This window comes from Actinosynnema sp. NPDC002837 (genome assembly GCF_040295345.1).
Lineage (GTDB): Bacteria > Actinomycetota > Actinomycetes > Mycobacteriales > Pseudonocardiaceae > Actinosynnema.
On the sequence record NZ_JBEOVG010000032.1, the window covers coordinates 72839 to 84850 of the forward strand.

Below are 12012 nucleotides of genomic sequence, written 5' to 3' on the forward strand. Positions count from 1 at the left end.
GGCCCGGCGGATTACGTTGTGTCCATGTACCCCACGGTTGCCGAAGCGCTGGCCCTGCCCGTGGTCCGGCGCGGCGAGCCCGCCGTGGTCGCGGGCGCGGCCGGGATGGGCCGCCGGGTGCGGTGGGTGCACGTCGCCGAGGTGGCCGACATCGCGCACCTGCTGCGCGGCGGCGAACTGGTGCTGACCACCGGCATCGCGTTGCCCGACGACCCGGACGGGCTGCGCCGCTACGTCGCCGACCTCGCGTCGGTCGGCGCGTCCGGGCTGGTCGTCGAGCTGGTGCGGCGGTGGAGCGACGCGGTGCCGGGCGCGCTGGTCGCCGCCGCCGAGCAGCACGAGCTGCCGCTGGTCACGTTGGCGCGGGAGACCCGGTTCGTGTCGGTGACCGAGGCCGTGGTGTCGCTGATCGTGGACGCGCAGCTGACCGAGCTGCGGGCGGCCGAGCAGGTGCACGAGGCGTTCACCGCGTTGACCGTGGCAGGCGCCGAGCCCGCCGAGGTGCTGCGGGAGGTGGCCCGGACGGCCGGGCTGCCGGTGGTGCTGGAGACGTTGGGGCACGAGGTGCTGGCCTACGACGCGGCCGGTCAGGACCCGACCGCGCTGCTGGCCGACTGGGGCCAGCGCTCACGCGCGGTGGCCGTGTCCGAGCGGACCGCGTACCACGAGCAGGCCGGGTGGTTGGTGACCGTGGTCGGCGCGCGTGGCGCGGACTGGGGCCGGCTGGTGCTGCTGACGCCCGAGCAGCCGCCGCACCGGCACGTCGTGGTGGCCGAACGGGCCGCGTCGGCGTTGGCCGTGCACCGGCTGGTGGCGCGGGACCGGGAGTCGTTGGAACGGCAGACGCACCGGACGCTGCTCACGCAGCTGCTCGGGCAGCCGCCGCACGACCTGCCGACGCGGGCGGCGGCGCTCGGCGTGCCGCTGGAACGGCGGCAGCTCGTCGGCGTGGCGATCCGGCCGGGGACGGCGAGCGCGCCCGCGCAGGCGTTGGCGTCGCAGGAGGTGCTGCGGGACCTGGCCGAGGCGACGGCGTTGGCGGCGCGGCGGGTGACCGTGCCCGCGCTGGTCGGCGTCGTGGACGACACGAGCGTGCGGGCGTTGCTGTCGTTGCCGCCGCAGGCGGGGTTGGACGGCGTGCTGCGGCGGTTGGCGCGGGAGGTGCACCGGCGGGCGGCGGCGACGCAGCACGCGTTGCCGGTGGTGGTGGCCGTCGGCACGACCGTGACCGCGGTGCCGGACGTGCGGCGGTCGTTGGGCGAGGCGGCGCACGTGGCGGGTGCGGCGCTGCGGTCGCCGGGGACCAGGCTCTACCACCGGCTGGACGACGTGCGGCTGCGCGGGTTGCTGCACCTGCTGCGGGAGGACGAGCGGGTGGTCGCGTTCGCGGACCGTGAGCTGGGGACGCTGCTGTCGCGCGACGCCAACCAGGGCACCCGGTTGGTGGAGCTGCTGCGGTGCTTCTGCGAGCACGGCGGCAACAAGTCCGCCGCGGCGGCGGCCGCGCACCTGTCGCGCACGGCGTACTACCAGCAGCTGAGCCGGATCGAGCAGGTGCTCGGGGTGTCCCTGGAGGACCCGGAGTCCGTGCTCTCGCTGTACGTGGCGCTGTTGGTGCAGGAGATGGGCGAGCGGGATCCTCAGCTACCCCGCCCGCCCACCTGAAGCGACTCAGCCCAGCGGGACCGGCAGCTTGCCGAGCTCGCCGGCCAGGTCGGGCGTCTCGGCCGGGCCGGAGATCGCCGGCTTCAAGGGCAGTTCCGGCAGTTCGGGCAGGGCGCGGGCCTGCGGCGCGAGGACGTCGCCCACGAACGGCAGCCCGGGCGCCTCGGGTGCCTTCAGCGCGGCCGGTGCGGCCACCTTGGGCGCCGTGACGTCCGACGTGCCGCCGGGCAGCGGCACGGGCAGCTTCACGGCCTGACCGCTGAGCAGGTCGGTGACGGGCCTGGTCGCGTCGAGGCCGATCTCGGGGGCGTTGCCGATCTTGCCGATCGTGCCGTCGACGATCTCGGTGGGCCCCTCCGCCGCGGAGGCGGCGGAGGCGAGGAGCGGGGACGTACCAACGGCGAGCAGGGCGGCGGCACGCAGGAGTCCGCGCGTGCGGTATCCGGACACGGTTTTCCTAACCTGGTTGGGGACCTGCAAGTTGACCTACTCCGCATCGACCGGAACCACCCCCACCCTTGACCGCTCGATCAGGTGACTGACGCTCCGTGTCCACACCCCACCCGATCGAGGCACACTGGCTGCGTGGACGAGTTACACAACGGGGTGGTCGGACCGGTGCACGGTCCGGTCCTGCAAGCCGGCGCCATCCACGGCGGCGTGCACGTCCACCCCGCACCACCCGCCCCTATCAACCAACTGCCGCCGGCCGTGCCGCACTTCGTCGGACGTGCGGACGCCCTCGACTTCCTGTCCGCGCAGGTCGATCGCCAGTCCACCCTGCTGATCACGTCGATCGGCGGCACCGCCGGCATCGGGAAGACGACGTTGGCGGTGCACTGGGCGCACCGGGAACGCGACCGGTTCCCCGATGGTCAGCTGTACGTGGACCTGCGGGGCTTCGACCCGCGCGGCCCGATCGACCCGGCCACCGCGGTGCGCGGCTTCCTCGACGCGTTCCAGGTGCCCGAAGAGCGCATCCCGGTGGACCTGGCGGCGCAGGTCGCGCTCTACCGGAGCCACGTCGAGGGCAGGCGCATGCTGATCCTGCTCGACAACGCGCGCGACCCCGACCAGGTCCGGCCGCTCCTGCCGGGCAGCCCCACCTGCGTCGTGCTGGTGACCAGTCGCAATCGCCTCGCCGGTCTGGTGGCACGTGAGCAGGCCAAGCCGCTGGTGCTCGACTTCCTGTCCGGGGTGGAGGCCCGTGAGCTGCTCTCGACCTACCTGGGCGCGGACCGGGCGCGGGCGGAACGCCGGGCGGTCGACGAGCTGGTCGAGCGCTGCGCGCGGCTGCCGATCGCGTTGGCCATCGCGGGCAGCCGGGCGACGACCGAGCCGCACCTGGGCGTCGGCGAGTTGGTGACCGAGATCGCCGAGTTGTCCACCGGGGACGGTTTGGACATCCGGGCGGTCTTCGACTGGTCCTACCGCACGTTGTCCGAGGACGCGGCGAGGTTGTTCCGCCTCTTGGGCCTGCACCCCGGCGCGGACGTCGGGGTGCCCGCGGCGGCGAGCCTGGTGGGCCTGCCCGCGCCGCGGACGCGACGCCTGCTGGGCGAGCTGACCGGTGCGGCCCTGCTGGAGGTGCGCTCAGCCGGCCGGTACCGCCACCACGACCTGCTGCGCGAGTACGCCGCGGAGCGGGCGGCGGAAGAGGAGACGACGGAGGAGACGCACGCGGCGGTGACCCGGATGCTCGACTGCTACCTGCACGCCGGTTTCGCCGGTGAACGGCAGCTCTACCCCCACCGCGACCCCATCCCCCTCGAACCCGCCCGGCCCGGCGTCGTCCTGCCCGAGGTGCCGGACCTCGGCTCGGCGTGGGACTGGTTCACCGCCGAGCACGGAAACCTCCTGGCGGCGGTGGACCTCGCCGTCCGCGAGGGCTTCACCGGTCACACGTGGCGGCTGCCGTGGGCCTTGTCGTCGTACTTCGGGCGCAGCGGCAGGTGGCGCGACTGGGAGGCCACCCAGCTCGACGCGTTGGCGGCGGCCCGGGCCTTGGGCGACCGCGGGATCGAGGCGCTGGTGCTGTGCGTGCTCGGCCGGGTGTACACGCTCAGCGGGCGGTACCTGGAGGCGGTCGAGGTCCTGAACCGGGCGTTGGCGATCCCCGCCGGGGACACCAGTCGAGCACATGCCCACGAGGCGATCAGCCTGGCGCACGAGCGCCGCGGCGCGGTCGAGGACGCGCACTCCCACGCCCAGCGGGCGGTCGCCATCGCCGATGCCACCGGTCACCGCGCGCGCCGGGTCAACGCCCGCATCCAGCTCGGCCGCGCGCTCGTCGGCGTGGGCGACCTCGACGAAGCGCGCGACCGCTTCCACCAGGTGATCGACATGATGGCCGGCTCCGGCGACCGGATCAGCTACGCGGACGCCACCGAAGGGCTGGGGCGCATCCACCACCGCATCGGCGACTTCGAGGGTGCCGTGGCGCGGTTCGAGGAGGCTCTCGAGTGCCACCGCGACTTCGGTGACCGCTGGTCGCGGGCGTACACGCTGTGCCGTCTCGGCGACTCGCACGCCGCGCTCGGGCGGCACGACGACGCCCGTCGCGCCTGGCGGGAGTCGTGGGAGCTGTTCACCGGGATCGGCCACCCCGAGGCCGATGCGGTGCGCGGGCGGTGGTGAGAGCCCCGCGGGTCCGGGGTCGGGGTACCGGAACCGCGGGGCCGCCCGCCCCCGTTGGCGGATCGTGGCCGCGCGGGACCGTGTCGGGGAGACGTAAGGGCGACACGGTCCCGCGGCGGCTTCTTCCCCCCGGGCTAGGGGTTCGTGACCCCGAGCGTGTAGCTGCCCGAGCCGCTGTACGCGTGCACGCGGTAGCGGTAGTAGCCGGGTGTGCCGTTGTAGTTGACCGTCTCGCTCGCGGCGGGGCTGTCGCCCTTGGCCACGACCGCCCAGGAACTGCCGTTCCACTTCTCCAGGTAGAGGTCGAAGTCGGCGCCGCCCGGGCCAGCCAGGCAGCCGACGTGCGCCCCCGACACCGTGGACTGGTAGTAGCTGTTGTTCGGCTGGTACGCCTGACCGCCCGCGCCGAGGGAGCCGTTGTAGGTGGTCTCCGAGTTCTGGCAGCCCGTCGGCGGGTCGGGGTCGCCGCCGCCACTGGTCACCAGGGTGAGGCCGTAGACCTGGAGGATCTCGTTGACCGGCTGGAAGTAGGTGGTGCCGCCGGTGCGGCAGTTGCCCGAGCCGCCGGACGTGACGCCCTGCGCCTGGGTGCCGGCCAGCAGCGAGCCGCCCGAGTCACCCGGCTCCGCGCACACCGTGGTCTGGATCAGGCCGGTCACCGTGCCCTGCGGGTAGGTCACCGACGAGTTGCGGGCCTGGATGGTGCCGCAGTGCCAGCCCGTGGTCGACCCGGAGCGGCACACGGTCGAGCCGACCGGCGCGTCCTGGGAGCCCGCGACCGACACCGTGCCGCCGGAGTAGTTGTTGACCAGGCCGCGCGGGGTGTTGCCCGCGGCGACCTGCACCCAGGCGTAGTCGTTGCCGGGGAAGCTCGACCCGCGGAACGTGCCGCTCGGGTTGGACGTCGACGCGCCCGTGGAGCCGCAGTGCCCGGCGGTGACGAACCCGCCGTTCACGGAGAAGCCGACCGAGCAGCGGGTGCCGCTGCCGATGTTGTAGGCGTTGCCGCCGATCACGTCGATCAGCGGGCGCGGGGCCTCGGTGGTGGCGGCGTACCGGACGGCCGACGCCGCGACACCGGACGACGCGACGAACGCGCGTGCCGCGGCGAGGCCGCCGGGGTGCGACTTGACCACGACGGTGTTGGTGGGCAGGTCGACGTACCAGCCGGGCACGGACTTCGGCGCGCGCGCCACGTTCGCGTCCAGTGCGGACTTCACCGCGTCCAGGTCGGCCTCGCTGCGCTGGACGAGCTTCGTCCGCACGCCGCCCTGGTCCACGTCGGACGCGCGGGTCACGCCGACGGTGAGCGTGCCGGACGAGTCGACCCACGCGCCGCCGAACCGGCCGTCCAGCCGCTTGCGCAGGCCGCGCGCGGTGTCGGCGGAGCGCTCGTCGGCGGCCAGCCGGGCACGCGCCTGGTCGGCGTCCAGGCCGAGGTCGCGCTGGATGGCGGCCAGGACCTCGGCCTCTTGGCCCGCGGGCGCCGCCTGCGCGGCGGCGGGGGTCAGGATCCCCGCCGCGACGAGCGCCGCGGCGAGCGCGATCGGTCTCAACAGTGCTGACATGGGGAATTCTCCTCGAAGGAGGGCAGGGATTCCCCGTGAAAGTAGGTCCGCCGATCCGTTCGCGGTAATACCACTTAGGTCATAAGACGCGGTGATGGCCGCCTTGCCCGAGCACGAAGTCCCGGTCCGATGTCCAGGGCGAGCGCCCCGAACCCGGGCCGGGCGAGGTCAGACCAACGCCTGAGGCGGCACCGCGCCGTACTCCGGGTGCGCCGGCAACCAGCCCGCGTAGCGCGGGTTGCGCTCGGCGGTCTCCCGGTAGGCCTCGGCGGCGTAGCGGAGCACCTGCGGGCCGAACGCGGCGGCCGGCCCTTCCGGGTCCCAGCCGATCAGGTGCCGCCACCGCAGCGGCGCGCCCGCCAGCGGCATCGCGACCAGGCCCGGCGTGCGGCGGAACGTGGGCTGGCACAGCGCGACCGCGTCGCCGGAGGAGGCCAGGTCGATGCAGCTGTTGATGTCGACCTCGTACATGGTGCGCGGGGTGAAGCCGGCCCGGCTGCACGCGGCCACGAAGCAGTCGCCGAAGCAGCCGTCACCCGGCGTCACGGCCCACTGCGTGTCCTTCAGCGCACCCAGCTCCACCTCGCCCAGCACGGTGAACGGGTGGTCCTCGGGCATCAGCACGAACACCGGGTCGACCGCGATCACGTGCCACGTCAGCCCGTGCTCCGACGGCGGCGGCGCGTCCCCGCACACGCCGACCAGCACGTAGTCCAGCCGGCCCGCGGCGACCATGGCGGAGAGCTCCCGCCCGGACCACGACACCTGCGTGGAGACGTGCGCGCCGGGGTGCGCCTCGGTGAGCCGGTGCACCAGCCCGCCGAGCATCGGGCCGTTCACCGCGCCGACCCGGTACCGGTCGCCGGGCGCGGTGTCGTCCAGCAGGCGCGTCGCGTCCTCCTGCAACCGGGAGAACGCGGGCAGCAGCACGCGCGCCCGCTCCAGCACGAGTTCGCCGAGCACGGTCGGCCGGGCGCCCTTGTGGTCGCGCTCGAACAGCTTGCCGCCGAGCAGACCTTCGATCCGGTGCAGTTGGGCCGTGAGGGCGGGTTGCGCCAGGCCTAAGAGGGAGGACGCCTTCGACAGGCTGCCCGCGTCCGCGATCGCGCAGACGACCCGCAGGTGCCGCAGTTCGAGCTTCATCCAACGGACGTTAGGACACCGCTCACCCGCCAGTCGAGGGCCGGCCGGGACCACGCGCACCGGCCCGGACCAGCGGCTTGAGTGGCAATGGACAGAGTGTGCCCTGATCATGGCAAGCGTGGACACTTTGCCACTGCCCACGCGCGCGGGCCGACCGGAGGATGCCGGGATGGAAATCGCGCCGAACCGCCCGCACGAAGGGTGTTTCACGAGCGTAACAGGGAAGTGACCGATGGCCCTTGACTCCGCAACCCAGGTCACAGCCGATCCCGACGGCCGCGTCGAGCTGCGTGATCATTCCGCGATCGCGGACAGCCCGCACTACAACTCCGACCTGGCGCCGGTGCCGCTGGAGCGGCGCACCTGGTCCACCTACAACTTCTTCGCGCTGTGGATGGGCATGGCGCACAACATCCCCAGCTACACGCTGGCCGCGTCGCTGGTGGCGCTGGGGATGGACTGGGTGCAGGCGTTCCTGACCATCACCCTGGGCAACCTGATCGTGCTGGTCCCGATGCTGCTCAACAGCCACGCGGGCACGAAGTACGGCATCCCGTTCCCGGTGTTCGCCCGCGCGTTCTACGGCATCCGCGGCGCGAACCTGGTGGCGTTGCTGCGCGCGTTCATCGCGTGCGCGTGGTTCGGCATCCAGACCTGGGTCGGCGGCAAGGCGCTGCACGTCATCGTGGGCCGGTTGGCGGGCGAGGGGTGGGTGCACGCGCCGGTCGTGCTGGGCCAGGTGTGGACGCTGTGGCTGTGCTTCCTGGCGTTCTGGGTGCTGCAGATGCTGATCATCTGGCGCGGCATGGAGGCGATCCGCCGGTTCGAGAACTGGACCGCGCCGCTGGTCAGCGTGGGTTTCCTGATCCTGCTCGGCTACGTGGCGGTGAAGGCGGGCGGGTTCGGCCCGATCCTGTCGGAGCCGTCCAAGCTCGGCTGGGGCGTCGACTTCTGGAAGGTGTTCTTCCCGTCGCTGATGGCCATGATCGCGTTCTGGTCGACGCTGTCGCTGAACATGCCGGACTTCACCCGGTTCGGCGGCAGCCAGCGCAAGCAGGTGCTCGGCCAGGTCCTCGGCCTGCCGACCACGATGTCGTTCATCGCGATCGTGGCCATCCTGACCACCTCGGGCGCGATGGCGCTGTACGACGAGGCGATCTGGGACCCGGCGGAGCTGGCGAGCCGGTTCGACAGCACCGCGGTGGTGCTGGTGGCGTTGGTGGCACTGGTGCTGGCGACGGTCTCGGCGAACCTCGCGGCAAACGTGGTGAGCCCGTCCTACGACTTCTCCAACGCGTTCCCGAAGAAGATCACCTTCGCGGTCGGCGGCCTGATCACCGGCGTGATCGGCATCGCGATCCAGCCGTGGCGGCTGATCTCCGACCCGAGCATCTACATCTTCACCTGGCTCGGCTTCTACGGCGGCCTGCTGGCGTCGGTGGCGGGCGTGTTCGTGGCCGGCTACTGGGTGCTGGCGAAGACGCGGCTGGAGCTGCCGGACCTGTACCTGGCCGGGCGGGGCGCGTACTGGTTCAAGGCGGGCTGGAACTGGCGCGCGGTGGTGGCCACGGCGATCGGCTCGGTGCTGGCGGTCGGCGGCGCGCACGGCGGGCCGTTCCCGGTCGACGGCCTGATCCCGTTCCTCAAACCGCTCTACGACTACAACTGGGTCGTCGGCCTGGTCGGCGGCATGCTCGCCTACCTGGTGCTGGCGCCACGGAGGGAGAACGCGTGAGCAACATCATCCGTGCTGGTCTGGTGCAGCAGAAGTGGACCGGCGACAAGGAGTCGATGATCGCGAACGCGGTCGAGGCGGTGCGCTCCGCCGCGTCGCAGGGCGCGCAGGTGGTGTGCCTGCAGGAATTGTTCTACGGGCCGTACTTCTGCCAGGTGCAGGACGCGGACTACTACTCCTACACCGAGGGCATCCCCGACGGCCCGACCACCGACCTGATGTGCGAGCTGGCGGGGCAGCTCGGCGTCGTGCTCGTCGTGCCGATGTACGAGGAGGAGCAGCCGGGGATCTACTACAACACCGCCGCGGTGATCGACGCGGACGGCACGTACCTCGGCAAGCACCGCAAGAACCACATCCCGCAGGTCAAGGGGTTCTGGGAGAAGTTCTACTTCAAGCCGGGCAACCTCGGCTACCCGGTGTTCGACACCGCGGTGGGCAAGGTCGGCGTCTACATCTGCTACGAGCGGCACTTCCCGGAGGGCTGGCGGGAGCTCGGGCTGAACGGCGCCCGGATCGTGTTCAACCCGTCGGCGACCAGCCGCGGCCTGTCCGAGTACCTGTGGCGGCTGGAGCAGCCCGCGGCGGCCGTGGCCAACGAGTACTACGTCGGCACGATCAACCGCGTCGGCGTGGAACCGCTGGGCGACAACGACTTCTACGGCCAGTCGTACTTCGCCGACCCACGGGGGCAGCTCGTGGGCGAGGCGGCCTCCGACACCGAGGAGGAGGTCGTGGTGCGCGACCTGGACATGGACCTGCTGGCCGAGGTCCGGAACCTGTGGGCGTTCTACCGCGACCGCCGCCCCGACACCTACGAAGGGCTGGTGCGGCCGTGAGCATCCTCATCAAGGGCGGCACGGTGGTGAACGCCACCGGCGCGTTCGAGGCCGACGTGCTGGTGGACGGCGAGAAGATCGCCGCGCTGCTCGCGCCCGGCTTCCCCGCGCGGGCGGACGAGACCGTCGACGCCACGGGCAAGTACGTGATCCCCGGCGGCATCGACGGGCACACCCACATGGAGATGCCGTTCGGCGGCACGTTCTCCGCCGACACGTTCGAGACCGGCACGATCGCGGCGGCGTGGGGCGGCACCACCACGATCATCGACTTCGCCGTGCAGCCCAAGGGCTCCTCGCTGCTGTCCACCCTGGACAAGTGGCACGCCAAGGCGGACGGCCGGTGCGCGGTCGACTACGGGTTCCACATGATCGTCTCCGACGTCACCGACACGTCGTTGAAGGAGATGGAGTCCTGCATCGACGCGGGCGTGAACACGTTCAAGATGTTCATGGCCTACCCCGGCGTCTTCTACGCCACCGACGGCGAGATCCTGCGCGCCATGCAGAAGGCCCGCGAGACCGGCGCGACGATCATGATGCACGCGGAGAACGGCATCGCGATCGACCAGCTGGTCGCGCAAGCGCTCGCGCAGGGCCGCACGGACCCGGTCGAGCACGGCCTGACCAGGCCCGCCGAGCTGGAGGGCGAGGCCACCTCGCGCGCCATCACGCTGGCCAAGGTCACCGGCTCGCCGCTCTACATCGTGCACCTGTCCGCCGCGCAGGCGCTGGACGCGGTGACGAAGGCGCGCGACACCGGGCAGAACGTGTTCGCCGAGACGTGCCCGCAGTACCTGTACCTGTCGCTGGAGGACCTGGCCAAACCGGACTTCGAGGGCTCGAAGTACGTCGCCTCTCCCCCGCTGCGGCCCAAGGAGCACCAGTCGGAGCTGTGGCGCGGCCTGCGCACCAACGACCTGTCGGTGGTGTCGACCGACCACTGCCCGTTCTGCTTCAAGGACCAGAAGGAGCTCGGGCGCGGCGACTTCTCCAAGATCCCCAACGGGATGCCGGGCGTCGAGCACCGGATGGACCTGCTGCACCAGGGCGTGGTCAAGGGCGAGATCAGCCTCGAGCGGTGGGTGGAGATCTGCTCCGCCACGCCGGCGCGGATGTTCGGCCTGCACCCCCGCAAGGGCGTCATCGCGCCCGGAGCGGACGCCGACGTCGTGGTGTACGACCCGTCGGCGCAGCAGGTCATTTCGGCGGCCACGCACCACATGAACGTCGACTACTCGGCGTACGAGGGCATGGAGATCACCGGCAAGGTCGACACGGTGCTCTCCCGCGGCCGGGTGGTCGTGGACGCCGGCGGTTTCCACGGCGCGGCCGGGCACGGGAAGTTCCTGTCCCGCGAGCTGAACCAGTACCTGGTGTAGGGGGGCACGTGGACTTCGGGGTGGTGCTCCAGACCGACCCGCCCGCGCGGGACGTGGTGGCCGGGCTCAAGGCCGCCGAGGACAACGGCTTCCGCTACGGCTGGACGTTCGACTCGGTCGTGCTGTGGCAGGAGCCGTTCGTCATCTACTCGCAGGTGCTGGCGGCGACGAAGGAGCTGGTCGTCGGCCCGATGGTGACCAACCCGAGCACGCGGGACTGGTCGGTGACGGCGTCGCTGTTCGCGACGTTGAACGACATGTTCGGCAACCGCACGGTGTGCGGCATCGGGCGCGGCGACTCGGCGCGCCGGGTGATCGGGCAGCGGCCCGCGTCGCTGGCCACGCTCGGCCGGGCCATGACCGTGATCAAGGACCTGGCCGAGGGCCGGGAGGCCGAGCACCACGGCACGCCGGTGCGCATCCCGTGGGTGCGCGACGGCAGGCTGGAGATGTGGATGGCCGCCTACGGGCCGCGCGCGTTGCGGATGGTCGGCGAGCAGGCCGACGGGTTCATCCTCCAGACCGCGGACGTGGACATCGCGCGGTGGACGATCGGGACGGTGCGCGAAGCGGCCGTGGCGGCGGGCCGCGACCCGTCGGCGATCACGATGTGCGTGGCCGCGCCCGCGTACGTCGGGACGGACCTGCCGCACCAGCGCGACCAGCTGCGCTGGTTCGGCGGGATGGTCGGCAACCACGTGGCCGACCTGGTCGCGCGGTACGGCGACTCGGGCGCGGTGCCCGCGGCGTTGACCGACTACATCAAGGACCGCGAGGGCTACGACTACGCCCACCACGGCAAGGCGGGCAACCGGTCGGCGGACTTCGTGCCGGACTCGATCGTGGACCGGTTCTGCCTGCTCGGGCCGGCGTCGGCGCACGTGGACCGGTTGCAGGAGCTGAAGGAGGTCGGCGTGGACAACTTCGCGCTGTACCTGATGCACGACGACAAGGACAAGACGCTCGCGTCCTACGGGGACGGGGTGATCGGCCGGGTGTGACCGCGTCCGGGGCGCGCGGCCTCCCGCGCGCCCCGGGGGCGA

9 protein-coding genes are annotated in these 12012 nt (G+C 72.1%); 6 read left to right on the forward strand and 3 right to left on the reverse strand.

The features are described from left to right. Window positions 1-24 precede the first annotated feature (24 nt). Entirely contained in the window at window positions 25-1665 is a 1641-nt protein-coding gene (locus ABTZ99_RS22395) for a PucR family transcriptional regulator (protein WP_498778773.1), read from the forward strand. A 6-nt stretch (window positions 1666-1671) separates the two neighbouring features. On the opposite strand, the gene ABTZ99_RS22400 is transcribed toward ABTZ99_RS22395, so the two are convergent. Continuing rightward, complete coding sequence (locus ABTZ99_RS22400) at window positions 1672-2115, reverse strand: hypothetical protein (protein WP_498778776.1); 444 nt, start codon at window positions 2113-2115, stop codon at window positions 1672-1674. 135 nt (window positions 2116-2250) lie between these two features. On the opposite strand from ABTZ99_RS22400, the gene ABTZ99_RS22405 reads away from it, so the two are divergent. Then, window positions 2251-4302 (forward strand): ATP-binding protein, encoded by a 2052-nt coding sequence (locus ABTZ99_RS22405; protein ID WP_499613541.1) that lies wholly within the window; start codon window positions 2251-2253, stop codon window positions 4300-4302. Window positions 4303-4436: 134 nt separating this feature from the next. Here ABTZ99_RS22405 and ABTZ99_RS22410 read toward each other — a convergent pair whose 3' ends face one another. Continuing rightward, window positions 4437-5870: a S1 family peptidase gene (locus tag ABTZ99_RS22410; protein ID WP_499613544.1), complete on the reverse strand. Its 1434-nt coding sequence runs from the start codon at window positions 5868-5870 to the stop codon at window positions 4437-4439. Between the two features lie 168 nt (window positions 5871-6038). Next, window positions 6039-7013 (reverse strand): LysR family transcriptional regulator, encoded by a 975-nt coding sequence (locus tag ABTZ99_RS22415; protein ID WP_498778781.1) that lies wholly within the window; start codon window positions 7011-7013, stop codon window positions 6039-6041. A 232-nt stretch (window positions 7014-7245) separates the two neighbouring features. Between ABTZ99_RS22415 and ABTZ99_RS22420 the strand changes: the two genes are divergently transcribed. The 4 genes from ABTZ99_RS22420 to ABTZ99_RS22435 are packed head-to-tail and all read left to right on the forward strand — an operon-like array spanning window position 7246 to window position 11970. After that, window positions 7246-8748 carry an NCS1 family nucleobase:cation symporter-1 gene (locus ABTZ99_RS22420; RefSeq protein ID WP_499613546.1) on the forward strand — a complete coding sequence of 501 codons (1503 nt, stop codon included), beginning with the start codon at window positions 7246-7248 and terminating at the stop codon, window positions 8746-8748. Continuing rightward, window positions 8745-9587, forward strand: a complete 843-nt coding sequence (locus ABTZ99_RS22425; RefSeq protein ID WP_498778785.1) for a nitrilase-related carbon-nitrogen hydrolase — start codon at window positions 8745-8747, stop codon at window positions 9585-9587. The genes ABTZ99_RS22420 and ABTZ99_RS22425 overlap by 4 nt, the downstream gene beginning before the upstream one ends. Next, window positions 9584-10969: a dihydropyrimidinase gene (gene hydA / locus ABTZ99_RS22430; RefSeq protein ID WP_499613548.1), complete on the forward strand. Its 1386-nt coding sequence runs from the start codon at window positions 9584-9586 to the stop codon at window positions 10967-10969. The genes ABTZ99_RS22425 and hydA overlap by 4 nt, the downstream gene beginning before the upstream one ends. Window positions 10970-10977: 8 nt before the next feature. After that, complete coding sequence (locus ABTZ99_RS22435) at window positions 10978-11970, forward strand: TIGR03842 family LLM class F420-dependent oxidoreductase (protein ID WP_499613551.1); 993 nt, start codon at window positions 10978-10980, stop codon at window positions 11968-11970. Window positions 11971-12012 lie beyond the last annotated feature (42 nt).